Annotated in this window: 29 protein-coding genes; 14 read left to right on the top strand and 15 right to left on the bottom strand. The window is 60.7% G+C overall.

Features of this window, described 5'->3' with window-relative positions; all coding sequences use genetic code 11:
- Positions 1–35: 35 nt before the first annotated feature.
- The gene (locus AB4Z13_RS05400; RefSeq protein ID WP_439014377.1) at positions 36–581 is read left to right on the top strand and encodes a glutathione peroxidase; all 546 of its coding nucleotides are present in this window, start codon (positions 36–38) and stop codon (positions 579–581) included.
- Between the two features lie 115 nt (positions 582–696).
- Entirely contained in the window at positions 697–3,036 is a 2,340-nt protein-coding gene (locus AB4Z13_RS05395) for a glucose/quinate/shikimate family membrane-bound PQQ-dependent dehydrogenase (RefSeq protein WP_442205933.1), read from the top strand.
- Positions 3,037–3,081: 45 nt separating this feature from the next.
- On the opposite strand, the gene AB4Z13_RS05390 is transcribed toward AB4Z13_RS05395, so the two are convergent.
- Positions 3,082–3,765 (bottom strand): type 1 glutamine amidotransferase domain-containing protein, encoded by a 684-nt coding sequence (locus AB4Z13_RS05390; protein WP_442205932.1) that lies wholly within the window; start codon positions 3,763–3,765, stop codon positions 3,082–3,084.
- Between the two features lie 127 nt (positions 3,766–3,892).
- Here AB4Z13_RS05390 and AB4Z13_RS05385 point away from each other — a divergent pair, with 127 nt between their 5' ends.
- Positions 3,893–4,783: a LysR family transcriptional regulator gene (locus AB4Z13_RS05385; protein ID WP_310377985.1), complete on the top strand. Its 891-nt coding sequence runs from the start codon at positions 3,893–3,895 to the stop codon at positions 4,781–4,783.
- Between the two features lie 96 nt (positions 4,784–4,879).
- Positions 4,880–5,368 (top strand): hypothetical protein, encoded by a 489-nt coding sequence (locus AB4Z13_RS05380; protein ID WP_439014374.1) that lies wholly within the window; start codon positions 4,880–4,882, stop codon positions 5,366–5,368.
- A 115-nt stretch (positions 5,369–5,483) separates the two neighbouring features.
- Here the strand turns inward: AB4Z13_RS05380 and bla are convergent, their stop codons facing one another.
- The 3 genes from bla to dmeR form a co-directional block, all read right to left on the bottom strand.
- Complete coding sequence (gene bla, locus AB4Z13_RS05375) at positions 5,484–6,368, bottom strand: class A beta-lactamase (protein ID WP_439014373.1); 885 nt, start codon at positions 6,366–6,368, stop codon at positions 5,484–5,486.
- A 71-nt stretch (positions 6,369–6,439) separates the two neighbouring features.
- A complete protein-coding gene (gene dmeF / locus AB4Z13_RS05370; RefSeq protein WP_439014372.1) occupies positions 6,440–7,399 on the bottom strand; it encodes a CDF family Co(II)/Ni(II) efflux transporter DmeF in 960 nt (319 codons plus the stop codon).
- 23 nt (positions 7,400–7,422) lie between these two features.
- Positions 7,423–7,695 (bottom strand): Ni(II)/Co(II)-sensing transcriptional repressor DmeR, encoded by a 273-nt coding sequence (gene dmeR / locus AB4Z13_RS05365; protein ID WP_007816163.1) that lies wholly within the window; start codon positions 7,693–7,695, stop codon positions 7,423–7,425.
- Between the two features lie 114 nt (positions 7,696–7,809).
- Here dmeR and AB4Z13_RS05360 point away from each other — a divergent pair, with 114 nt between their 5' ends.
- The 4 genes from AB4Z13_RS05360 (at position 7,810) to AB4Z13_RS05345 (ending at position 10,678) form a co-directional block, all read left to right on the top strand.
- Positions 7,810–8,451, top strand: a complete 642-nt coding sequence (locus tag AB4Z13_RS05360) for a MarR family winged helix-turn-helix transcriptional regulator (RefSeq protein ID WP_439014371.1) — start codon at positions 7,810–7,812, stop codon at positions 8,449–8,451.
- Positions 8,452–8,492: 41 nt separating this feature from the next.
- Positions 8,493–9,359, top strand: coding sequence for a hypothetical protein (locus tag AB4Z13_RS05355; RefSeq protein WP_442205931.1), 867 nt, complete (start codon positions 8,493–8,495; stop codon positions 9,357–9,359).
- A gap of 205 nt (positions 9,360–9,564) precedes the next feature.
- Positions 9,565–10,059, top strand: a complete 495-nt coding sequence (locus AB4Z13_RS05350; protein ID WP_310378008.1) for a GNAT family N-acetyltransferase — start codon at positions 9,565–9,567, stop codon at positions 10,057–10,059.
- A 40-nt stretch (positions 10,060–10,099) separates the two neighbouring features.
- On the top strand, positions 10,100–10,678 hold the full coding sequence (locus AB4Z13_RS05345) for a type 1 glutamine amidotransferase family protein (protein WP_113323213.1): 579 nt from the start codon (positions 10,100–10,102) through the stop codon (positions 10,676–10,678).
- A 19-nt stretch (positions 10,679–10,697) separates the two neighbouring features.
- On the opposite strand, the gene AB4Z13_RS05340 is transcribed toward AB4Z13_RS05345, so the two are convergent.
- The 4 genes from AB4Z13_RS05340 to AB4Z13_RS05325 all read right to left on the bottom strand — a co-directional run bounded on the left by AB4Z13_RS05340 (position 10,698) and on the right by AB4Z13_RS05325 (position 13,287).
- On the bottom strand, positions 10,698–10,976 hold the full coding sequence (locus AB4Z13_RS05340) for a hypothetical protein (RefSeq protein ID WP_113323212.1): 279 nt from the start codon (positions 10,974–10,976) through the stop codon (positions 10,698–10,700).
- Positions 10,977–11,015: 39 nt separating this feature from the next.
- Complete coding sequence (locus tag AB4Z13_RS05335) at positions 11,016–11,930, bottom strand: cytochrome c (RefSeq protein WP_113323211.1); 915 nt, start codon at positions 11,928–11,930, stop codon at positions 11,016–11,018.
- A 143-nt stretch (positions 11,931–12,073) separates the two neighbouring features.
- On the bottom strand, positions 12,074–12,517 hold the full coding sequence (locus tag AB4Z13_RS05330; RefSeq protein ID WP_439014369.1) for a c-type cytochrome: 444 nt from the start codon (positions 12,515–12,517) through the stop codon (positions 12,074–12,076).
- Between the two features lie 134 nt (positions 12,518–12,651).
- Positions 12,652–13,287 carry a LysE family translocator gene (locus AB4Z13_RS05325; protein WP_439014368.1) on the bottom strand — a complete coding sequence of 212 codons (636 nt, stop codon included), beginning with the start codon at positions 13,285–13,287 and terminating at the stop codon, positions 12,652–12,654.
- 127 nt (positions 13,288–13,414) lie between these two features.
- On the opposite strand from AB4Z13_RS05325, the gene AB4Z13_RS05320 reads away from it, so the two are divergent.
- Positions 13,415–14,116 carry a helix-turn-helix transcriptional regulator gene (locus tag AB4Z13_RS05320; RefSeq protein ID WP_439014367.1) on the top strand — a complete coding sequence of 234 codons (702 nt, stop codon included), beginning with the start codon at positions 13,415–13,417 and terminating at the stop codon, positions 14,114–14,116.
- Positions 14,117–14,149: 33 nt separating this feature from the next.
- Here AB4Z13_RS05320 and AB4Z13_RS05315 read toward each other — a convergent pair whose 3' ends face one another.
- Entirely contained in the window at positions 14,150–14,920 is a 771-nt protein-coding gene (locus AB4Z13_RS05315; protein ID WP_439014366.1) for an SDR family NAD(P)-dependent oxidoreductase, read from the bottom strand.
- A gap of 159 nt (positions 14,921–15,079) precedes the next feature.
- Here AB4Z13_RS05315 and AB4Z13_RS05310 point away from each other — a divergent pair, with 159 nt between their 5' ends.
- Positions 15,080–15,994: an AraC family transcriptional regulator N-terminal domain-containing protein gene (locus AB4Z13_RS05310; protein ID WP_439014365.1), complete on the top strand. Its 915-nt coding sequence runs from the start codon at positions 15,080–15,082 to the stop codon at positions 15,992–15,994.
- Here AB4Z13_RS05310 and AB4Z13_RS05305 read toward each other — a convergent pair.
- Positions 15,991–16,836, bottom strand: a complete 846-nt coding sequence (locus tag AB4Z13_RS05305) for a metallophosphoesterase (RefSeq protein ID WP_439017181.1) — start codon at positions 16,834–16,836, stop codon at positions 15,991–15,993. The two genes, AB4Z13_RS05310 and AB4Z13_RS05305, sit on opposite strands and share 4 nt — an antisense overlap.
- A gap of 135 nt (positions 16,837–16,971) precedes the next feature.
- Here AB4Z13_RS05305 and AB4Z13_RS05300 point away from each other — a divergent pair, with 135 nt between their 5' ends.
- A complete protein-coding gene (locus AB4Z13_RS05300; RefSeq protein WP_439014364.1) occupies positions 16,972–17,409 on the top strand; it encodes an NUDIX domain-containing protein in 438 nt (145 codons plus the stop codon).
- Between the two features lie 73 nt (positions 17,410–17,482).
- On the opposite strand, the gene AB4Z13_RS05295 is transcribed toward AB4Z13_RS05300, so the two are convergent.
- From AB4Z13_RS05295 to AB4Z13_RS05280, 4 genes are all read right to left on the bottom strand, one after another.
- Positions 17,483–17,704, bottom strand: a complete 222-nt coding sequence (locus AB4Z13_RS05295; protein ID WP_310378027.1) for a hypothetical protein — start codon at positions 17,702–17,704, stop codon at positions 17,483–17,485.
- Between the two features lie 41 nt (positions 17,705–17,745).
- Positions 17,746–18,156: an SRPBCC family protein gene (locus tag AB4Z13_RS05290; RefSeq protein WP_439014363.1), complete on the bottom strand. Its 411-nt coding sequence runs from the start codon at positions 18,154–18,156 to the stop codon at positions 17,746–17,748.
- Positions 18,153–18,476 (bottom strand): ArsR/SmtB family transcription factor, encoded by a 324-nt coding sequence (locus AB4Z13_RS05285; protein ID WP_310378030.1) that lies wholly within the window; start codon positions 18,474–18,476, stop codon positions 18,153–18,155. Before AB4Z13_RS05285 ends, AB4Z13_RS05290 begins: the two co-directional genes overlap by 4 nt.
- 159 nt (positions 18,477–18,635) lie before the next feature.
- A complete protein-coding gene (locus tag AB4Z13_RS05280; RefSeq protein ID WP_007827154.1) occupies positions 18,636–19,238 on the bottom strand; it encodes a superoxide dismutase in 603 nt (200 codons plus the stop codon).
- A gap of 503 nt (positions 19,239–19,741) precedes the next feature.
- Between AB4Z13_RS05280 and AB4Z13_RS05275 the strand changes: the two genes are divergently transcribed.
- The 3 genes from AB4Z13_RS05275 (at position 19,742) to AB4Z13_RS05265 (ending at position 22,983) form a co-directional block, all read left to right on the top strand.
- Positions 19,742–21,283 (top strand): hypothetical protein, encoded by a 1,542-nt coding sequence (locus AB4Z13_RS05275; protein WP_442205930.1) that lies wholly within the window; start codon positions 19,742–19,744, stop codon positions 21,281–21,283.
- Between the two features lie 135 nt (positions 21,284–21,418).
- Complete coding sequence (locus AB4Z13_RS05270; protein WP_439014361.1) at positions 21,419–22,087, top strand: class I SAM-dependent methyltransferase; 669 nt, start codon at positions 21,419–21,421, stop codon at positions 22,085–22,087.
- A 164-nt stretch (positions 22,088–22,251) separates the two neighbouring features.
- Positions 22,252–22,983 carry a sulfite exporter TauE/SafE family protein gene (locus AB4Z13_RS05265; RefSeq protein ID WP_439014360.1) on the top strand — a complete coding sequence of 244 codons (732 nt, stop codon included), beginning with the start codon at positions 22,252–22,254 and terminating at the stop codon, positions 22,981–22,983.
- Here AB4Z13_RS05265 and AB4Z13_RS05260 read toward each other — a convergent pair.
- Positions 22,980–23,327, bottom strand: coding sequence for a nuclear transport factor 2 family protein (locus AB4Z13_RS05260; protein WP_439014359.1), 348 nt, complete (start codon positions 23,325–23,327; stop codon positions 22,980–22,982). The genes AB4Z13_RS05265 and AB4Z13_RS05260 overlap by 4 nt on opposite strands.
- Positions 23,328–23,466: the final 139 nt, after the last annotated feature.

The raw sequence follows: 23,466 nt of genomic DNA, 5'->3' as shown, positions 1-23,466 counted from the left end.
AGTCGATATCAACTGGGTCATACTAAAGGGAGATAATGATGACTGATCTTCTCGATATTCCGGTCAAGACCGTTCAGGGGCGCGAGACGACGCTCAACGAATATCGCGGCCAGGTGCTGCTTATCGTCAACGTCGCCTCCAAATGCGGCCTGACGGTGCAGTATGAAGGGCTTGAAAAGCTCTATGCCGACAAGCGCGAGAGAGGCTTCGTCATCGCCGGCTTCCCGGCCAATAACTTCAAAGGCCAGGAACCGGGGACGGACGCGGAAATCCTCGATTTCTGCACCAGCACTTTCGGCGTCGATTTCCCGATGTACTCCAAGATTTCCGTCAAGGGGCCGGACAAACATCCGCTCTATAAGAACCTGACAAGCTCCACCGTGGAAACGACTGGGGAAGGACCGATGCGCGAACGGCTGAAGGGCGCCGGTCTCGCCTCCGACGACAACGAAATCCTCTGGAACTTCGAAAAATTCCTCGTCGGCCGCAACGGCAAGGTCGTTGCCCGTTTCGCCCCCGACGTGACGGCTGACGATAACCGCCTCGTCTCGGCGATCGACCGCGAGCTTGCAAAAGCCTGACACCGCGACCGCTGCCAATTGTGGCGGTTGAAAGGTAAGCCTCCCGCTCTATCTGTCTGATCGGCGTATATTTTTCGCCATTCTCCGATCCGGCTAACCAGCGGGAGACTGCCTTATGGCAATCGTCATTACCTCCATCCTCTTCATCATTTTTGGACTGGCGCTGGGCACCGGCGGGCTTTGGCTCGTCACGCTCGGCGGCAGCATCTTCTATCTCTTCGCGGGGCTGATGTTCCTGCTGACGGCAGGCCTGCTTCTCATGCGTAAGGCCGTGGCGCTCTGGGTCTATGCGGTGCTCGTGGTCGTTGCACTCGCCTGGGCGATCTGGGAGGTGGGGTTCGACTGGTGGCAGCTTGGTCCCCGCGGCGGCCTCATCATCCTCTTCGGGATCTGGCTGCTGACGCCCTGGATCCGCCGGCCGCTCGGCTTTCGCAGCCCGACCGGCACTTATTACGGCGCCAATCCCTGGCCGCTCGCCATTCCGGTCATCGCTGCCATCATCGTCGCTGCCTATTCGATAACGACGGATCCGCATGATCTCGCGGGCGATCTGCCGATACAGACGGTTGCCACAACGCCAGCCTTCGGCGGCAATGTGCCCGATAGCGAATGGCACCAATATGGCCGCACGCCCTATGGCCAGCGCTATTCGCCGCTCGACCAGATCACTGCACAGAATGTCTCCACCCTGAAAGAGGCCTGGCGCTACCAGACCGGCGACGTGAAGCGGCCTGACGATGTCGGGGAAACGACCTATCAGGTGACGCCACTGAAGGTGGGCGACACGCTCTATCTCTGCACGCCGCACAACTGGGCGATCGCGCTCGATGCCAAGACCGGCCAGCAGAAATGGAAATATGACGCCAATTCCGGCATGAACCCGGACCGGCAACACCAGACCTGCCGTGGCGTCACCTATTACAGCGATGAGGCCACGCCGGCCGGCCAGCCCTGCAAGGAGCGCGTCTACCTGCCGACTTCGGATGCACGGCTGATCGCGCTCGATGCGACCAACGGGCAGGTCTGCACCAGTTTTGCCGAACAGGGCGTGCTGCAGCTACAGGCCGGCATGCAGTATAATCCGGCCGGTTATTATTACTCCACCTCGCCGCCGGTCGCTGTTGCGGGCAAGATCATCATCGGCGGGGCGGTCAACGATAATTATTCGACGAAAGAACAGTCCGGCGTCATCCGCGCCTATGACATCAACAGCGGCGCGCTGATCTGGAACTGGGACTCCGGCAATCCGGACCAGACGACGCCGCTGCCCGAGGGGCAGCATTACACGACGAATTCGCCGAACAGCTGGTCGGTCTTCAGCGTCGATGACCAACTCGGCATGGTCTATATCCCGCTCGGCAATCAGGTGCCGGACCAGCTCGGCATGAACCGCAGCGCCGATGTCGAGAAATTCTCCTCTTCGGTCGTGGCGCTCGACATCAATACAGGCCAGCTGCGCTGGGTGCAGCAATTCGTCCACCACGATCTCTGGGACATGGACGTCCCTGCCCAACCGGTGCTGCTTGATCTGACGAAACAGGACGGAACGGCGGTGCCGGCGCTGGTGGCATCCACCAAGCAGGGCGATATCTACGTGCTCGACCGGCGCGCCGGCCAGCCGATCATTCCCTTCAAGGAAATCCCGGCGCCTGGTGGCGCTATCCCGGAGGATCACACGGCGCCGACGCAGCCAATCTCCGATCTCACCTTCTCGCCGGAGCCACTGCAGGAAAAGGATATGTGGGGTGTCTCGCTGTTCGACCAGCTTGCCTGCCGCATCGAATTCCACCGCTACAAATATGAGGGCCGCTACACGCCGCCGTCGCTGCGGGGAACGATCGTCTATCCCGGCAATTTCGGCACCTTCAACTGGGGCTCCGTCGCTGTCGACCCCGAGCGGCAGGTTATGTTCGGCATGCCGACCTACCTCGCCTTCACCTCGCGCCTGGTGCCGGCCGCCGATATTCCGCCGCGCGGGCAGGATGAGAAGGGAAGCGAACAGGGCCTCAACCGCAATGACGGCGCGCCCTACGGTGTGTTCATGGGTCCGTTCCTCGGGCCGTTGCAGATCCCTTGCCAGGCGCCGCCATGGGGCTATGTCGCTGGCGTGGATCTGCGCACGGGCCGCATCGCCTATATGCACAAGAACGGGACGGTGCACGACATGACGCCGCTGCCTCTTCCCTTCAAGGTTGGCGTGCCCGGCATCGGCGGGCCGATGGTGACCAAGGGCGGCGTCGCCTTCCTGGGTGCTGCCGTCGACAACTATCTGCGCGCCTATGACGTGACGAACGGACGCCAGCTCTGGGAAGCACGTCTTCCGGCCGGCGGACAGGCAACGCCGATGACCTATACGACCGATGACAACAAGCAATATGTCGTCATGGTCGCCGGCGGGCATGGTTCTGTTGGCACCAAGCCGGGCGATTATGTGATCGCCTACACGCTACCATAACGACTGGACCGGCCCGCTGATATTGGGCCGGTGCTCTGGCAACTGTCAGGCGGTGAGCAGGTCGCGGATCGCCTCGCCGACACCGGTAGCAGATTGCGGGTTCTGGCCTGTAACGAGCCTGCCATCAACCACAAGCTTGGCATTCCAATCCGGCGCCGGATGATGGCTGGCGCCGCGTTCGATGAGCGTGCTGGCGAGCAGGAACGGAACCGTCTTGTCGAGACCGACCGCCCGCTCCTCGGAATCCGTGAAGGCACTGACGTTGCGTCCGGAAACGAGATAGCTGCCGTCGCTGAGCTTGACGTTTACCAGCGCTGCCGGACCGTGGCAGACCGCCGCGACGATGCCGCCGGTTTCGAAGATCTTCTGCGTAACGTCAAGCACAGCAGGGCTTTCCGGCAGATCCCACATGGCGCCGTGGCCGCCAGCAAAGAAGATCGCCGAATAGTTGATAGGATCGATATCAACGAGCTTTGCCGTGCCGCGGATCGCATGGCGAAATGTCTCGTCGTTCCAGTAACGGGCATTCGTCGCATCCTCGAGATCGAGGCCATCGACCGGCGGTTCCCCGCCCTCGATCGAGGCAAACTCGACCTTGATGCCGGCCGCATCGAGGACAGCCAGCGGGTGTGTTACTTCACCGAGGTAGAAGCCGGTCGGCTGACCGCTGTCGCCTTTGACGCCATGGCTGGTCAGAACGAAGAGTACGGGCTTTGTTGCGGATGTCATCGCTTTCTCCTGATGTTTGATCGGCTTGCGAAAGCCGTGATGCATTCGATGACAAAGGTTTATTATCTCCTTCAGAGAGGATAAAGCAGCACCGGTGGAAATCATCTGTTCTTAAAAGGTTATAATCATGCGGCGTTTCGATCATCTCGGCGATGTGGAAGCCTTCGTCACCGTGGTGGAAAAAGGCTCGATCAGCGGTGGCGCGATCGCGCTTGCAACCACGCCTTCGGTGCTCAGTCGGGCGATCACGCGGCTGGAGACGCGGCTTGGTGCGCAGCTCATGCGGCGCACGACGCGGCGGCTCAGCCTCACCGAGGCCGGCCGCGCTTATCTGGAGCAGACGCGAGCGGCCTTCTCGCTGATCGAAGATGCCGAGCGCGCCATTCAGGGACAGGACGGAGCGCTTAGCGGCCGCGTTCGTCTCAGCGTTTCCACCACCTATGGCCATTTCCGGCTTCCGGAGAAACTGACGCGCTTCTGTGCTGCCCATCCGCATGTGCATGTCGAAGTCAGCATCACCAACCGAAATGTCGATCTGGTCGCCGAAGGCTACGATCTGGCAATCCGCCTCGGGCCGCTGCCGGACAGCGGGCTTGTCGGCCGCAAGCTGGAAGACGCGCCGCTGCGGCTCGTCGCTTCGCCTGATTATCTCAAGCGCACGGGCACGCCCCGGACGATCGAAGACCTGGCAGGCTACAGATGCCTGCCGTTTTTCATGCCGAGCACCGGCAGGCCGGCGCCATGGCTGTTTCGAATCGATGGCGCGGAGACGGACTGGACGCCGGAGGGGACGATCGAGATCCACGACGATGTGCTGGGCGTCGTATCACTGGCCGAAGCCGGCATGGGCATCTGCCAGAGCTACGACTTCATCGTTCGCGACAGGATCGATCGCGGCAGCCTGATCGAGATTCTCCCTGACATCAGCGGGCGCTCGCGCCCTTTTTCGCTGGTCTACGCGCCGCATCGCCGTCTCTCGGCCGCGACGAGGACGATGATCGATTTCCTGCTGGATTAAGCGGTGGCCAAAGATTTGCTCGCCCTCTGGTAGAGACGCAAGCCTCAGACAGGCTCCGGGGAGAATGGTGCAGCCGGTTTTTCAGGGGGATTTTTCATGGAAATCGGTAGCAACCTCTCAATTTACTCTGGCCTCGGCTCGCTCTTCGAGCAGGGCAAATCCAAGAACAAGCAGACCGAGGAATTTGGCGGCAGCACGCGCAACCAGTCCGGCGCCGGCCTGCAGCCGAGCACCACCCCGCCGTCCATCGCCAATACGATGTGGGCGGTGCAGGCCGGCAACGAGACCTATATCAACCAACCCTCTGATGCAGAAATGGAAGCCAAGGCAGCACATAAGAGCCTGGTCGACGAATTCTCCGACTGGAGCAGCATGACGCCGGAAGAATTCATCCGCGCCCGCTATCTGGCAGCCCATAATCTCACCGAAGACGATCTGAAGGCGATGCCTGCCGACGAGCGCGCGGCGATAGAGAAGGAAATCGCCGAGCAGATCAAGCGCGAGCTCGCCGGCATCGAAGGCGGTGGAGACGGCACCACTGATCCTGCGACTGCGCAGGCAAGCAATACGAAGTCCACCGACTAGGCCGAAAACGGCTGATAGTTGCCGATCGATCACCTAAATCTTTCGAAAGCCGCAGGCCGCGAACCGGGCTGCGGTTTTTTCGTTGAGTCCGACCGACCGCGACGCTGTTGGCGGCCTACACCATCTCAGTGATCATCTTGCCGATTTCGGCGAAGACGGGATTGAATTCGTCCATCTTGACCGTCGTTTCCGCCATATAGACGGCGGCGACGATGGGGCCGCGCTTCGGCGGCCAGATGATGGCGATATCACCGGCCGAACCGTTGTCGCCTGTTCCAGTCTTGTCGCCGATCTTCCAGTCGCTGGGCAGGCCTGCGCGCAGGCGCGCGCCGCCGGTCGTGTTTGCAATCATCCAGTCGACCAGCTGATTTGCAGAGGTTTCTGCCAGAACCGAGCCGAGAGCGATATTGCCGAGTGAATCGAGCATTGCATCCGGCGTCGTGGTGTCGCGCGGATCGCCTTTCGCGGCCTCGTTCAGTGCGGTTTCCATGCGGTCGAGTCTTGTCGTGCCGTCGCCGATCGAGCGCAGCCAGTCGGTAAGTGCAGCCGGGCCGCCGAAACTTTCCAGCATCAGATTACCGGCAGTGTTGTCGCTCAGTGTAATGCCGGCCTTGCAGATCTCGGCCATCGTCATGCCGTCGCCGCCCGCATGCTTTTCGGTCTCGGGGGAATAGGTGACAAGCTTTTCCTTGCCGTATTTGACGGGCCGGTCGAGGCTCTCATCGCCCTTGTCGACACGGGCAAGAACGAGGCCGGCGGCCAGAACCTTGAAGGTGCTGCACATGGCGAAGGGCTCGCTGCCGCGATAGCCGAAGGAAACATTCGTGTCGCTGTCGAGAACGGAGACCCCGAGACGCCCGCCAATGCGCGCTTCCAGTGCTGCAAGCCGCTTGTCGATATCGGCGTCCTGCTGCTCAGCGCGTGCGAGAGGGGCAAAGCCCAATGCAGGCAGCAGCAAGGCGGAGCCCATGAAGCTGCGGCGGGTGAGGCTGTGATTCATGAAGACCTCCGGGGAATCAGGATCACAGGCGTAAGGCCCGATTGCGGCGGCATCTCGGCTTTTTGGCGGGATCAGGCAGCGTGCGTGACCTCCACCGTCACATGCGACAACTCGTCCAGGCTCGCGAGCCTCTCCTTGTAGAAAGCGGTGTCGCGCAGCTGTGGTGTCATTACGGCGACGATCGCTGCATGGTGGCCGGGACCGACCTGCCAGACATGCAGATCGGTGATGCTGTCGCCGTCTCCTTCGATTGCGCCGCGGATCTCATCCGGCAGCGTCTCACCCTCGGAGAGCACATCAAGCAGCACAGCTCCGGACGATTTCATCAGACCCCAGGACCATTGCGCAATGATGAGAGCGCCGACAATGCCCATCAGAGGATCGAGCCAGAGCCAGCCATAAAGGCTACCGAAGGTGAGCGCGGCGATGGCGAGCACCGAGGTCAGCGCGTCGGCGATGACGTGCATATAGGCGGAGCGGATATTGTTATCCGCATGACCATGGTGATCATGGCCATGGGCATGATGATGATCGTGATGGTGATCATGCCCGTGACCGTGATGGTGGTGGTCGTGGCCGCCACCGCTGAGGAGCCAGGCACTGACGAGGTTGACGGCAAGGCCGATGACGGCGACGGCAATCGCCTGGCTGAAGCTGATCGGCACGGGCGATGTGATGCGCAGGAAACTTTCCCACCCCATCAGCAGCGCGATCATTGCCAGAATGATGGCACTCGCGAAACCGGCTAGATCGCCGAGCTTGCCGGTGCCGAACGTGAAGCGCGGGTTGCGGGCCTGCTTGCGGGCGAAGAGATAGGCGAGCGCAGAGATGAGCAGCGCACTGGCATGGGTGGACATATGCCAGCCATCGGCCACCAGGGCCATCGAGCCGTAAATGGTGCCGGCGCCGATTTCGACGACCATCATGACCGCCGTCAGCGCGATCACCAGCCAGATGCGGTGTTCGTTCCGGGCATGGTCCTGCCCCAGGAAGATATGCTCATGTCCATGGGTATTCGTTCCGGCACTCATCGCCAGCTCCTTATCGATCCGGTTCAGCGGATATAGGTTCGCAAGACTTCCGATATTTCTTCGACTGCCTCCGCCCTCGCCTTCTCGTCGGCGGCATGCAGCACATGTTCGTGCAAATGGTCGTCCAGCACCTCGCCCGTCAGCCCCGTCAGCGCGCCGCGCACGGAGGCGAGAAGCTGGAGGATCTCGCCACAGGGACGCTCGCCCTCCAGCGCGCGCTCGACCGCCTCGAGCTGGCCACGGATGCGACTGACACGGGCGATGAGTTTCTTCTTCTGATGGGTCGTATGGGACATGGCAGTCTCTAATGTAGGATAGGGGGGTACCCTATATTACCCTCCCGAAAAACGAAAGCGGCAATACAGCGCAATTGTCCTTGAAATTACATAGGACTCCTATATATTACGTGCATGGAAACGCCTAAAGACCCCACATCGATCGACAACCGCATCAGCGAAGGCCTGTCGCGCATCGCAATCGCAATGCGCAGCGACGAATGGTCGAAGGCCGAAAAGGCCGGGCTGAAGCCGACGCAGCTTGCGATCCTCGAATTTCTCGCCGGTCGCAATGGCGCACGGGTGAAGGAGATTGCGGCGCATCTCGGCGTCTCGCAGCCGACGGCGACGGATTCGATTGCGGCACTGGAGCGCAAGGGGCTCGTCGCCAAGGCGAGCGCTCCCGACGACAAGCGCGCCACCGCGATCCGCATCACGGTCGAGGGAACGGCAGCGCTCGGCTCCGTTTCGCCGATCGAAACGGCGGCGATGGAGGCCGCCCGTTCGCTCTCCGCGAGCGAACAGGAGAGCCTGCTGCTGTCACTCGTCAAGATGATCCGGCATCTGCAGGAGGCAAACGCCATACCGATCCAGCGGATGTGCACGAGCTGTCGCTACTTCCGCCCCTACCAGCATTCTGGTGCTGCCAAACCGCACCACTGCAATTTCGTGAACGCGGCCTTCGGCAGGAATGAACTGCGCATCGACTGCCGTGACCATGAAACCGCCGATCCGGCAACCCGGGCTGCCACCTGGGACGCCTTTGAAAAAGGATAGGCGCACTCTCCAGGCAACCTAGAAAGAGAAGGAAGTCCAAAATGTTAAGGCAGTTGATCACCGGCGCAGCCATCGCCGGAACGCTGTCGCTTTGGCTCGGCTCAGCCGTGGCCCATCCCGTCACGGCCGAGCCGTCGAAGAGCGTGAGGGCCTCGTTCGACATCATTGAAACGCAGATTGTCACCAAGGGCGACAAGGCGATTTTCACAACCCGCGTGCCCGGTCCGTCGACTGCCATCGCCGGACCGGCTCTTTCCTCTCTCCAGGCAAATAGAGAAAGAAAACGCCAGGCAGGATTATCCCATTGCGCCCCGGATGCAACTGATGATGCGAAGGCCTGCCCAACGACCAAGGATTTCGACATGTCCGATCTGACACTCGCACCGGAACTTTCCGTCACCGAATGGTTCAACACGCCTCAACCGCTCTCCATCGCCGGATTGCGTGGCAAGGTGATTTACCTGCACAGCTTCCAGCTGCTCTGCCCCGGCTGCGTGGCCGAAAGCCTGCCGCAAGTGCGCCGCATCGAGCGCATCTTCGCCAACACGGATCTTCAAGTCATCGGCTTGCACACGGTCTTCGAGCATCACGAAGCGATGACACCAACCGTGCTCAGGGCTTTCATCCATGAATATCGGCTGACCGCGCCAATCGGTGTCGATCAGGCGGACGGGCGTTCCGACATACCGGTGACGATGCGCCGCTATGGTTTCAGGGGAACGCCCTCCTCGGTCCTGATCGGCCGCGATGGTGCTATCCTGCATCATGCCTTCGGGGTCGAAGACGATATCGCTCTCGGCACGCGCATCGGCATGGCGCTGGCGGCACCCATTCCAGCGGCGGCGCCCAGTGACAAGGCTGAAGGCTGCGCGGCAGGTGTCTGTGCCATACCCGCCAGTGCGGCCTGATTGGCCTGCATCTGCCATTGACAAACGGGCGGTTTCGGAGAATGTATGGCGCATGATCAAGAACGCGCACCATAACCGCTCGTATTTTTGGCTGTACCTGTAAAGGGCGGCCGAGACAGATCATAATGTCAACAAGCCGCCGTCAGGCGGCTTTGTTGTATCAGCAGCGTCCTGGCGGCATAAACTCAAAAAGGACGCGAAGACCATGCTTGAAATCGAAGACAGCGAAATATCGCTCATGCGACCGCCGGTCGTGACGATCCGCGCCGCCAAACCCCGCGACATATCCGAACTCCACCAAATGATCGGCCTGCTTGCCGCCCATCACGGCGACATCTCGGCTTCCACACCTGCACAGCTCGAACGCGATCTCTTCGGCCCGACGCCGTGGATTTCGGCCCTCGTCGCTGATGGTAGCGACGGGCTGATCGGCTACGCCATCCTCGTTCCACTCTACAGGGCGCAGGAGGGCAAGCGCGGCATGGATCTGCATCACCTCTTCGTACGCGATGGCCATCGCGGCCATGGCACAGGCCAGCTTCTCGTCGACCGCGCCCGCGAAACGGCACGTATTGCGGGCTGCGATTACCTCTCCGTCAGCGCTGCGACCGGCAATCTCAAGGCGCACCGATTCTACGAACAGATGGATTTCACCCCTCGCCCGGTCACCGGCATGCGCTATATGCAGGCTTTGTCGTAAGTGGCTACAGCCGCTCGGCCATCTTGCAAGGGAGGAAAGCATGACCCGACTGGCGGTGGTTCTGACCGAAGGCTTCGCGGACTGGGAAGTGGGGCAGCTTGCTGCCTCCGCCCGCACCCATTTCGGTTTCGATGTGGTGACGGCAAGTCCCGGCGGCGCGGAAGTGCGCTCCATGGGCGGCATGCGAGTGGCACCCGATGCGGTAGCCGAGAACCTGCATGGCGACGCCTTCGATGCGCTGGTCATCTGCGGCGGCACCATCTGGGAGACAGAAAAGACGCCCGACCTTTCGCCCGTGATCAACGACTTCATCGCACGCGGCAAGCTCACCGCTGCGATCTGCGGCGGGACGCTGGCGTTGGCGCGTGCCGGTGCTCTCGACCAGGTTGCCCATACCAGCAACGCCCCCGATCTCCTCGCCGGCGCCGAGGGCTATCATGGCCAAGCGCATTACCGTGAGGGACCGCAGGCAGTTCGCTCCGGCATGATCGTCACTGCGCCGGGTTCGGCGCCGATTACCTTTACGGCAGAGATCTACCGGGCACTCGGCTTCGGCAGCGAAGAGCTCGACACCTATGTGCAGATCTTTGGTGCGGAGCATCAGCCGAAGGCGGCCTGAGCGGCCCCAAGCATGCCAATCATTTGAGCCGTCGAGCCTCTTTCGGGAGGCTGTCTCCGGGCGCCACCTCATGCACCGGGCGGCTCGCCCATTGGTGAAGCGCCCTCTTTACAAACAAAAAGGCCGCAGCCCTTGCCTGCGCCAGATCGCCGGGATCATCGAGGCGGCTCGCGATTTTTGCTTCCATGACAGCAAGTGTGTCGGAAAACCAGCGCGCAAGAACGGCATTGCGCGCGGCAAGCCGGTCCTGCATGCGAGCAATCGCAGCGTCTGTTTCCTCAAGGGTCGGGTGCTTCATGGTGGCAGTGTGGCTTGCGGCGCTTGCCCCAGGCAGACGCTACTTGCTCGGCACGGCCTTCAAATAGGCTGCGATCGCTTCGATATCGGACTGCGGCAGATGGGCGATGTTCTGCTGCACGTCGACCATCTGGCCACCGGCGGAGTCGAAATCCGGGGTGAAGCCAGTCTGAAGGTAGTTGGTTATGTCGGCCTCGCTCCAGGAGCCGACGCTCTTCGAGCCCGGCGTGATATCGGGTATGCGGCCCTTGCCTTCCGGGTTCGGCGCGCCGGCGAGCCACTGATCGCGGACGAAGCCGCCGAGGAAATCGCGTGGGGTGTGGCATTCGCCGCAATGGCCGAGGCCCTCGACCAGATACTGGCCGCGCTTGAGCTTGTCGTCGGCATTGGCGAGCACGACGCGCGGCTGGTCGTTGAAATAGAGGAGTTTCCAGCCACCGAGCGCCAGGCGGATGTTGAACGGGAACGGCAGTTCATGTGGCGGTGCGACGTTGCTGCTCTTCGGCAGCGTTTTCAGATAGGCGAAGAGATCGTTGACGTCCTTGTCGCTCATGCGCGTATAGGAGCCGTAGGGGAAGGACGGGTAGAGATGCTGCCCATTGGGGCCGACGCCGCGCTTCATGGCATTGCCGAACTGGGCCAGCGTCCAGCGGCCGATCCCGGCCTGTTCATCCGGAGAAATGTTGGGCACATGGAAGGTGCCGAAGGGGCTCGTCAGGGCGAGACCGCCGGTCAGCGTCAGCTTCGCATCGTCTTTCGCACCGGGCGCGGCATGACAGCTGACGCAGCCGCCGGCCCAGAACACCTTCTCGCCATTCGCAACGTCGGGCGCGCCGAGATTGGCCCAATGGCTTTCCGGCAGCGGATCGGGCGCGGTGATAAAGTAGAAGGCTGCGCCGCCGATCACGACGATGCCGATGAGACAGAGCACAAAGCGGATGAACCTGCGGACCATGCGCCGCCTCTCCTTACTGTCGATATCAAGGGACATTCCCGGGTTTGCCGGCCCCGGCCCCGCTGCCGGGGAGAATAAGGCGATCCGCACCGGCGGCAAGGGCCGATGCGGATCGCGAGATCATACGGGAATAGCTCTATCGCCTAGTCCTTCTTGATGCGATAGAGCTGATGACAGCCACCGCAATTGCCGCCGAGCGTGTTCAGCGCAGCGCCGACGCCGGCGGCATCAGCCGGAAGCTGGGCGAGCACGGTTTCGGCGTCGGCAGACAGCTTCGCGGCGCGTGCCTTGAAGTCATCCATGTTTTCCCAGATCTTCGGGCTTGCTTCCTCGTCGCCCGTCTCGGTGCCCGGCTTGAACTGGTCCGGGAAGGCCTTCGCCGTGGTGGCGATCGTCGTCAGCGCCGTCTTCACGGCATCCGCATCATACGGCTTGGTGCCCTTGGCGATGGCGGACAGCGCGCCTGCTGCGCCACCGATCTGCTTCATCATTCCAATACGTGCGTCATGCGTGCCGTCGACGGCCATGGCCGAACCGAGGGCAATGCCGGCGAACGCAACAGCCGCCGCAACTGTTTTCCAATTCATGATTCTCTCTCCATTGTTCCACCGGCGAAGCCGGTCGAGGGCAATTTGCACCGGGATCATGACAAAATCCATGTGCTCGCATAGTCACGTTTAGCCGGATCCTCATAAAAACAATGTGATAAAAATAGGCAAGATCAGGCTGTCTTCCACCCTTGCCAGAGGCTGATCGCGGAGATGACGACCAGCAGCAGGCCGGCGAGACGGCCGATGACGGCAGTCGTCTTCGGGTTGGAAACCAGGAGATCGCGGCTGCGGCCGGCCGTCATCGCGAGCGTTCCGTAGACGGCGAGCTGCGTGAGCACGGTCATGATGCCCATTATCAACCCCTGCAGCCAGATCGGCCCATATTCCGGCTTTATGAATTGCGGATAGACGGCGAGCACGAAGATATAGGCCTTGGGATTGACGAGGCAGGTGACCGCGCCCTGCCGGAACGCCTTCCAGGTGGAACGCGCCGTGCCGGGGCCGACCGCCTCGACCTTGATCGAGCTGCGCATCAGCGAAATGCCAATCCAGATCATATAGGCGACGCCGGCAAAGAGCAGCACGTTGAAGGTCTGCGGCAGCATGGCGACGAGAATGCCGACGCCCGCCGCACCATAGGCCGAATGCACGGCCCCGCCGAGCATGATGCCGCTGGTGGCGGCCAGCCCGCGCTTGGTGCCGCCGGTCAGCGAGTTGGCGAGCACGAAGAGCATGTCCATGCCGGGCACGATGATGATGCCGAAGAGAAGGGTGAAGTAGAGCCAGAGGCTTTCGTGGTAATTCATGTCAGTTGTCCATCCTGTATTTTCGTGCGATTTTTCAGGAAATTCATCAATTTCAATCCGATAGATGGCTCTATACGGGAAGCCAACTGACAGTGTATTGTCAGGAGCGTTGGAGAAAGGGCGACAAATGCGCAAGGCCTCCAGGCTTTTCGAGATCATCCAGATATTGCGGCTGGCGAAGAAGCCGATGACCGCAGCCGTCATGGCCGAGAGGCTGGAGGTGACGGTGCGCTCGATCTACCGCGACATCGCTGCGCTACAGGCGATGCGCGTGCCGATCGAGGGCGGGCGCGGCATTGGCTATATCATGCGGCCGGGCTTCGATCTGCCGCCTTTGATGTTTTCGATCGAAGAGACGGAAGCGATCGTGCTGTCCCTGGCGCTCCTGGAGCGCACCGGCGACGAAGAGCTGAAGCTTGCCGCCCGGCGCGTCAACCAGAAGCTTGCCGGCGCAGTACCCGCACCGCTGCGCCAGGCGATGGAGAACAAGGCGCTGTTTGCCTGGGGCACGGTCGCCCAGGCGCCTGCAGGCGTCGACCTTGCCATTGTGCGCCGTGCGATCCGCGACGAACGCAAACTCACGCTCAACTATCGCGACGAAATGGGACGCACGACCGAGCGGATGATCCGCCCGATCGCGCTGATCTATTATTCCCAAACCGCCAATATCGTTGCCTGGTGCGAACTCAGGCAAGCGATCCGCAATTTCCGCGGCGACCGGGTGGAGGCCTGTGCCGAAGCCGACGTCTTCTTCAAGGGTGAAGGCGACGGTCTGCGCGCGCTGTGGACCGAGAGCTGGACGGAAAAGCCGCTGGCGGCCAATGCGTGAGCCAAGCCCGCCAACCCTCCATCCAGCAAGAACTCAGAGCGCCATGCCGCCGGAGACCTCGATGCGCTGGGCGTTGACCCAGCGGTTGGCTTCCGTCAGCAGCGAGGCGATCATGGGGCCGATATCATCGGGCACGCCGGCACGGCCAAGTGCCGTCATCGAAGCGACCCTGCGGTTGATTTCCGGATTATCGCGCACCATGCCGCCGCTGAAATCGGTGGCGATGGCGCCGGGTGCGACCGTGTTGACGGCGATGCCGCGGGCGCCGAGTTCGTTGGCCATGTAGCGCGTCAGCACCTCGACGGCGCCCTTGAGCGAGCCGTAGGCCGAGGAACCCGGCACGGCGACGCGGGCAAGGCCGCTGGAAAGATTGACGATGCGGCCGCCGTCGGCGATTACGGGCAGGAGCTTCTGGGTCAGGAAGAAGACGCCCTTGAAATGGATGTTGTAGAGCCTGTCCATTTCCTCTTCGGTCGTCTCCAGGATCGAGGCATGGTAGCTGGTTCCGGCATTGTTGACGAGAAAGTTGAAGTGCTCGCGGCCCCAGCCCTTCAGCACCGAGCGGACATTGTCCACGAAAGCATCGAAGGTGGCGACATTGCCGGTATCGAGCTGCAGGGCGGCGGCCTTGCGGCCGAGCGCTTCGATCTCGGCGACGACCTTGTCGGCCTCGGCGCGGTTGGAATTATAGGTGAAGATCACGTCGACGCCATCACGGACGAGGCTGACGACGGTGTTGCGGCCGAGGCCGCGGCTGCCGCCGGTGACGATTGCGATTTTCGAATTCGTGTTCTGATCGGTCATCTCAGTTACTCCTTGTTCGGATGACTGGAATCTAGGTCCTGACACCCCTTTTCTTGAATGCCGAAAGCCTCGAACTTCTTGCCTATTCCTCCAGATAGGTTGTCGCCTCCGGTCTACGGAGTAGGATAGCGGGCAAAGGCCGCTACCCGGAGAATGACGATGTCCAATGAAATCAAGACTGTACTCAACCAGTACATGGACAGCCACGGTGGCGGCGACGGGCTGTTTGCAACTGCCCTGCCCGGCTTCTACCTGATGCGTTCTTCCACGCTGACCATGCCAAAGCCTGCGATCTACCGGCCGGCGCTCTGCATCATCATCGATGGTGCCAAGCAGATCATGTTCGGAGAACGGCTCTATACCTATACAGCCATGCAGGCGCTGGTTATCAGCGTGGAAATGCCTGCCTTCGGCCAGGTGATCGAGGCAAGCGTGGAACGGCCGATGATCGCGCTGACGCTGGAACTCGATGTCACCATTCTGCGCGAGGTTCTGGAGGCGATGGAAACTCCGCCGAAGCCTTCGGGTGAGGGCGGTCCCGGCGTTTTCGTGCAGCATTTCGGGGCAGAGCTGCAGGATTGCATCCTGCGGCTGATGCGCATGCTCAACACACCGAAATCTATCCCGATCCTGCGACAGGCGATCCTGCGCGAGATCAGCTTCTGGCTGCTGTCCGGCGAGAATGGCAGCGAGGTCTGCAAGCTGGCGCTGCCCGGCAGCCAGACGCGGCGTGTGGCAGATGCCATTCACCTGCTGCGCGACAATTTCACGGCGCCGGTGCGCGTGGAGCAGCTGGCGGCGGCAGCAAGGATGAGCCCCTCCTCCTTTCACCAGCATTTCAAGATGCTGACCTCTATGAGCCCCCTGCAATATCAGAAACAGTTGCGGCTTTTGGAAGCGCGGCGGCTCATGGTGGCCGATGGCATTAATGCCGCCAATGCCGCCTATCAGGTGGGCTATGAAAGCGCCTCGCAGTTCAGCCGCGAATATTCGCGCATGTTCGGCACGCCGCCGAAGAAGGACGCGCAGGAGCACCGGGCACAGCCAGCGGCGATCGCAACGGAAGTGGCTTAGTAGTTGAGCGTGCGGCTATCCTCGCGGCCGAAACCGCGGATCTCCATCCGGTTCTCGTAGACATGGACGATGGCGAAGGTGTTTTCGCTCTCGGTATCGACCACGCCCTTGAAATTGACGAAGTGGCAGCCACCGACTTTGCCGTAATTGCCGACATGGTTATGGCCGTTGAGATAGGCGACGACGTTTTCCTGCGAGGACAGAAGCTCGACGATGCGCTGCCGGTCCCACATGTCATGCTCGCAGGGCGGATGGACGGGGAAGTGATTCATGACGATCACCTTCTCGCCCGCCGCTTTCGCTGCTTCGATCTCACCAGCCAGCCAGGCGAACTGTTCGTCGCTCAGCGATGCGTTCCACTCATGGGCGTTGTCGGCGCCGGCTGCCAGCAGAGCCGCCAGACGCTCGCGGCCAAGCGCACGGTGGGGATGGCCTTCCGGCGGCGCGAAGGTGCTGACCTCATTGCCGTTGAGTACGATGAAGCGGAAACCGTGGCGCTGGAAGCTGTAATAGGGCGCCGGCATGCCGACCCGTCCCGCGACCTTTTCCAGATGCTCAGAAGCCACGCCAAAATCGTGATTGCCGAGCAGGAAGAACGCTTCGTGATACAGCGTGTCATAGACCGGCAGGATATCGTCGAAGCTCTTGAAATCGCGGTCGATGATATCGCCGAGCGTCATGACGAAGCTCAGCTCCTCGCCATTGAAGGTCTCGATCGCGGCACCGACCTTGGCGAGGCTGTTGGCGTAATAGCGCCCCATCTCGACCTGCGGTTCGAATGCGGCATATTGCGGATCGGCGATGATGCCGAAGCGGAAAAGGGGAAGATCGGCGGAAGACATGCGGCGTGATGTAGAGGCGGCGGATGACAGCGATGTGACGGGCCAGCCGCGGTCTTGGGAGCCCCGCCAATACCGCTCTTGCATCGGTCGTCCGGCCCATACAACATGGGTCTTATCCTCTGAGGAGCATTCCAGATGACATCCTACATAAGGGAGCTTCGCGGCCTGATCGGAAACCGCTTGCTGATCCTGCCTTCGATTGCTGCTGTGATCCACGATCCCCGTGGCAATCTGCTCTTACAGGAAAAAGCTTCGGGAGAGGGATGGAGCTTGCCTGCCGGCGCAATTGAACCAGGGGAGACCCCGGAAGAAGCCGTCATTCGTGAGGTCATGGAAGAGACTGGCCTTGCAGTGACCCCTACCAACATCCTCGGCGTTTTTGGAGGTAGAGATTTTCGCTACACCTATCCAAACGGCGATCAGGTCGAATATGTCGTCACGCTATTTAAATGTCGGGTCATCGAAGATCGCGGCGGGTGGACAGATACTGAGACAAGATCACTCGAATATTTTGCACGAAACGAAATGCCCTCGCTTGCGCTGCCTTACCCTTTATCGACGCTGTTTTCGTAGGCATTTCGGCAACGCAAGATGAGGTATTTACGCAGGAATGGGGACAAACCCTTTTACGGGTAGCTGCGATTCCTTACCTTGCGGCCGACGCCTGTTCCCGGCGACCGGCAAAGTAGGGCAAGGCAAACATGTAGAGGCCGCTGAACAATAGCAGAAAGAGTGGTGGTAGCGGCGAGTAAACCACAAAGGCAGGCGGAGCGCCCACCGCCATGGTGGCGAAATTGGCAATGACAGTCACCGTGAAGATGATGGACAGCCAACGGTGAAGCTGGCGGATCGCCTTGTTCCAATTCATTATTCTTCCTCCTCAAACAATCAGACGCCGTGCGTCATGCTTCAGTCGGCGCGCGCCAGCACCTGTTCCAGATTTTCGAAGAAACGCTGCCAGCCGAACTTGGCGCCCTGGTAGGCCTGTTCCTGATCCGGACGGAAGCCGGCTTGTTCCATGCGCAGATGCGTGCCTGATTCGACAGGTGTCAGTGTCCAGGTAACGGTGCTTTCGAGACCGTAGGCATCCCAGGTATAGGCGAGCGTTCGGTTCGGCTCGATTTCCAGTACCCGGCAATCGACGGAGCCCCACTCGGCGGTCAGTTTGAAGCTGTGATCGCGCACGGGCTTGAAGTCGTTCTTCATCAGCCATTCCTGGATCAGATGCGGTTGGGTGAGCGCACGCCAGATCTTTTCCGGCGGGAACGCGATTTCCCGCTCGACGATGACGGAGCGGATTTCAGTTGCGGTGTCGTTCATTGGTCCATCCTTTTGAGCAAATCTTCCAAAGCGTCGAACCGGCTCTCCCAGAAGCCGGCCATCTCCGTCGTCCAGTCGGCGAGCGGAGCAAGCGCGCGGATTTCGGCGCTGTAATGCGTCTGACGACCTTCATGGCGGTCGCGCACGAGGCCGGCGTTTTTGAGCACCGCCAGATGTTTCGAAACAACCGGCTGAGACACACCCGCGTGAGTCGTCAGAGCGCCAACCGTCTTCTCGCCCTGACGGCACAGGCGCTCGAAGATGCCCCGACGGGTCGGATCGGAAAGCGCCCTGAACAGCGCATCTTGAGCATTCGACATTTGAATTCATACCCGATTGGCTATGGATCGATCTATAGCCAATCGGGTATGAATGAGTCAAGCCATCCTTGGCGGATAGATTGCAGGAGAATAGAAGCAGAAACGAAAACACCCGGCGCTTGCGGCGCCGGGTGCTGAAAATCAGATGCTCGGAAGTGCTTACTTCGTCGCCGCTTCGTAGCGCTCCAGGACGTAGTCCCAGTTGATCAGGCTGTCGATGAAGGCTTCGAGGTACTTCGGACGCAGGTTGCGGTAGTCGATGTAGTAGGAGTGTTCCCAGACGTCGACGCCGAGGATCGGGGTGGCGCCGTGAACGAGCGGGTTTTCGCCGTTCGGGGTCTTGGAAATTTCGAGCTTGCCGTTCTTGACGGAAACCCAGGCCCAGCCGGAGCCGAACTGGGTGGCGCCGGCAGCGGCGAAATCGGCCTTGAACTTGTCATAGCCGCCGAGGTCGGAATTGAAGGCAGCTTCGAGCTTGCCCGGCAGCTTGTTGCCGCCGCCGCCCTTCTTCATCCACTTCCAGAAATGGATGTGGTTGTAGTGCTGCGCAGCATTGTTGAACAGGCCGGCATTGGTGCCGAAGGACTTCTTGACGACCTCTTCCAGGGAGAGATCGGCAAGGCCGGCTTCCGCTGCGAGCTTGTTGCCGTTGTCGACGTATGCCTTGTGGTGCTTGTCGTGGTGGAACTCCAGCGTCTCCTTCGACATGAAGGGAGCAAGGGCTTCGTAGTCATAGGGAAGTTCAGGCAATTCGAAAGCCATATCAGATCTCCTCTTGGCAATAGATTGCGTCATCGGCAGGTGAGGCGGAACATAGGAGGGGAAGCATTGAGAGGCAACCGGCGAATTATCAAAAAACAACCGCTTCGAGGAAAAATTGCCTCTCGTCACGGGCTTTCTCCACACGCATAAATCACCCGGAGATGTCGCGCTTTCAGGGATATGAAGCAGCGTGACGACAAGACGGGAACTGCCATGCAAAGGAATAAAATCCCTCTCCTTGCGGCGCTCACATTCCCGTAATCGCCCCTGGAAGATGAGGCACGCTCGGGTCCGGCAGCCGCGCTTAGGGGCGGCGGCCRTTATTTCAATAAAAAACTGTTAATTTCTTTTGGGCGCTTTTGACAGGCGATGAATAGCGCGTCTTAGATGCAATCCAGGGCTATCAAAGAGCGTTAGCGCAACCTTTGATAGGAATAGCTTAATTAGCATTGCATAAATCATTTCAGGGACTTCTGACATCAACTTCGGGGCGTGTGATGGTCATGAGCTTTTTTCGTCGTAATGAAGAACCCGTCAAGCCGGGTTTGAGAGTATCCAGCCATCGCCAGATGTTGTCCGTCACCGAACAGACGGGTCTCGTGGACAAACCGCCGGTGCAGTACAGCGTTTCGGAAGTCGATGATTTCCAGGCTTTCGGCACGGCAATCGAGGAAAACAAGCAATCTTCCGAGGAGCTGCTCGTTAGCCTGACGTCGCTGCAGGAGCGGGTTTCCTCGCTGCTCGGTGCGCACAGTCACTCGCTCAACGAAACGGGCGCTCTGAGGGCCGAATGTTCGCGTTTGAGCTCGCTCCTCGACTATGAGAGCAATGCGCGGCGCAAGGCTGACCAGGAAAACCAGCGCCTGACGGCCGACAACAAGGAGCTGAAGCTCGACGGCAGCCAGCTTCGCGTCGAGGCCGGCACTTACCGCGAAGAACTGGTGAAGCTGCAGGGCGTGCATGAGCTGACGCGGGAAGAATTCACCGTCGTCGAGGCGCGGTTGATCGATGCCGAGCGCGAGATCCGCGACCGGGCGCTGCAATTCGACGAGGTTTCCTCACAGCTTCGCCGCACGCAGCAGGATCATGATGCGCGCAGCCGCGAACTGGCGAGCACCCGCGAGAAGCTGGAACTGGAAACCACGGCCCATCAGCTGCTCGTTGAAAGCTCGCGCCGCGAAAACAGCATCCAGCTTCGCGAAATCGCCCGTCTCAACGAAGAGCGCAGCCACCTCAAGACCAATCTTTCCGAGCATGAGGCGCTGACACGCGGCCTGCAGTCCTCCGTCGCCAACCTGAAGCAGGATCTGGTCGCTTCCGAGGAACGCTATCGCCGCCTGGAAACCGAATTCGAGACGCTGGAAACCTCCTCGACGCTCGAAATCGCAAACCTGCGCACCAGGCACGAGGCGATCGGTTCGAAGTCAGAGCTTGTCGAGAAGCTGCTGTCGACCGCCAACGGCCGCAACAAGATGACGGACGAGGAACTGCAGTCGACCCGTGCGGAACTGAAGCGTACGAAGGGCGAACTCGCCACGGCGCTGGCACGCCTGGAGCGGATGACCGACGAGCTCAACCGCGTTCGTCTCAACGGCACGGAAAGCGAAGCCGCCCGCCGCGAGCTCGCTGCCCACAGCAACGATCTGGTGATGAAGCTGCGCGAGGCCGAAGGCCAGCGCAGCAAGCGCGACCGCGAGATCGAAGCTTTCAAGCACGATCTCGACACGCGCCTCGATACCGACCGCTATGAAATCAGCCAGCTGCGGACGAGCCTTGAAATCGCCAAGTCGGAAATCCGCCAGCTCCGCGCCGAACGCGCGATCCTCAGCGGCCAGCTCGAAGTGGCGCGCGGCGATCGGCCGAGCCTCGCAGACGCCCTGCCCGTCGAAGAGCCCGTGAAGGAAGATGTCCGCATGCCGACCGCTACCTTCGCGCCGATGATCGACATTTCCAAGAAGTCGCTGCGCGGCAATGGCGTGGTCGCCGGCTCGGTCAGTGACGAACTCGCGGCCATCGAAACCAATCTGCGCACGCCGGCGGAATGATCGAAGCGCTCTTCGGCGGGAAGAAAATTTTCCGCCGAAGGCGAAAGCAGCACATCTGACAACTCCTCTGTCGTGTCGCCGGAACCGGAGCCTGCCTTTACGAGTTTGAAGGCAGGGTCTGGAGGAGGCGCTCTCATGGGACAAGTTCAAAATCGGGGACAAGTTCAAAATCAGGCGGAAGACCAGCAGAAGATCTATCAGCGCTGGGCACCGGTCTATGATCAGGTCTATCGCGGTCTCCTGCGCGACGGGCATCGCACGCTGGCGCGGCTTGCCGCTGACGCCGGTACGGACATTCTGGAAATAGGCGTCGGCACCGGGCTGGTGCTCTCCCACTACCCTCGGCGATCCCGGGTGACGGGCATCGACATTTCCGAGCATATGATCGCCAGGGCGCGGGAAAAGGTCGTAAGACAGAAGCTCTTCCATATCCGGCAATTGCAGGTGATGGACGCGCACGCGCTGACCTTCGAAGACCAGTCTTTCGATGCTGTCTGCCTGCCTTTCGTCATCACGCTCATCCCCGAGCCGGAACGGGCGCTCGATGAATGCGCCCGTGTTCTGCGGCCAGGTGGCGAAATCATTCTGGCCAGCAAGCTCGGCGACGGCGCCGGCCTGCAGGGCGCGATCGAGGAGGCCGTGGCGCCGCTTGCCCGGCGCATCGGCTGGAGCTCCTCCTTCCGGATCAGCCGGATCATCGACTGGGCGCGAGCGAGCGGTTTCGATGCCATTGAAATATTGCCGGTTTTCCCGAAGGGCTTCTTCAAGGTCATCCGCCTCAAACGGAGCGCTCTTGACGCTTGAAACGGAACTTTTTTCACCCTCAAAGCGTGTCGCGATCTTTCAGATTCGCTGCCACGCTTTAGGTCTTTGTTCTCTGCATGTCGTAATCGCAAAGCCGCTGCACAGCTTTGCGCGACATGCGTTAGGCGTGTTTTCAGTCGAGCTTTTGCTCACCAGGGATCTTCATGACCACGGATTTCTTCCTATTCATCATCGTCGGTTTCTGCGCTCAGATCGTCGATGGCGCGCTCGGCATGGCCTTCGGCGTGCTCTCGACGACCAGCCTGCTGGCGCTCGGCGTGCCGGTCGCCAATGCCAGCGCGATGACGCATGTGACGGAGATGTTCACGACGGCCGCATCGGGCATTTCCCATGCCTGGCACCGCAATGTCGACTGGAAGCTCGTGGCGCGGCTCGCACCCGCCGGCATGATCGGCGGGGCGGCCGGCGCCTTTCTGCTTGCCAATGTCGATGGCAAGGTCATTGAGCCCTTCGTTTCGGCCTATCTGATCGCCATCGGTCTCGTGATCCTCTGGAAAGCCTTCCACCCGATGCCGAAGCGCGATGTCCGCGACTGGATGGTGCCGCCCGTCGGACTTTGCGGCGGCGTGCTGGATGCGATCGGCGGCGGCGGATGGGGACCGATCGTCACCAGCTCGCTTGTCGGCCGCGGCCACGATCCGAAGCGGGTGATCGGCTCGACCAATTTCACCGAATTCGCGGTGACGCTGATCATCTCGATTACCTTCGTGCTGACGCTTGGCTGGTCGGAACTCGGCTCAGCGGTTGGCCTTATCATCGGCGGCGTGATCGCCGCGCCCTTCGGAGCGATCCTCGTCAAGCGGCTACCGGTGAAACCGCTGATGATTGCGGTTTCGATCATCATCATCACGACATCGGCGATACGGTTTTTCTAAGCGGTGTTGCGGCCGAAATAGACATCGACGGATGCTATGCGGTCGCGATCGAAGCGGAAGCTTTCGATATTGCGGAAGGCTTTGCCATCAGTCATTTCGGCCCGGTAGCGGACGACGGCCTCATCGCCACGGACCGCCAGGAACTCGATATCGAAGGCGTTCAGCTGCGGCTCGTTCGGCCAACAGCGCGCGAAATAAGTTGCGCGGTCGATATGATTATCCTGCGGGCTGGAAAAGGTGAAGTTCTCCGTCAGCATAGCGCCGACGATATCCTTCCGGCGATCCAGATAGGCTGCATAGAGCGCGCGCAGCATCTGCGCACGGCTTTCGTCCCTGTGATCCATGATTGTTCCTCCCTTGTAATTCTGATTGCATATTGCAATCAGTTAGAGGCAAAATCGTGGCTTTCGATGCGTTTTTCCTGATGACGGCAGGTCGGATCGGCCGGAATCCGTCCTTGGCAGCCCTCAGGGCGGTGCGTAA

The organism is Rhizobium sp. YAF28 (assembly GCF_052113285.1).
In the GTDB taxonomy this organism is placed as follows: Bacteria; Pseudomonadota; Alphaproteobacteria; order Rhizobiales; family Rhizobiaceae; genus Rhizobium.
This window is presented reverse-complemented; position numbering and strand designations above follow the sequence as displayed.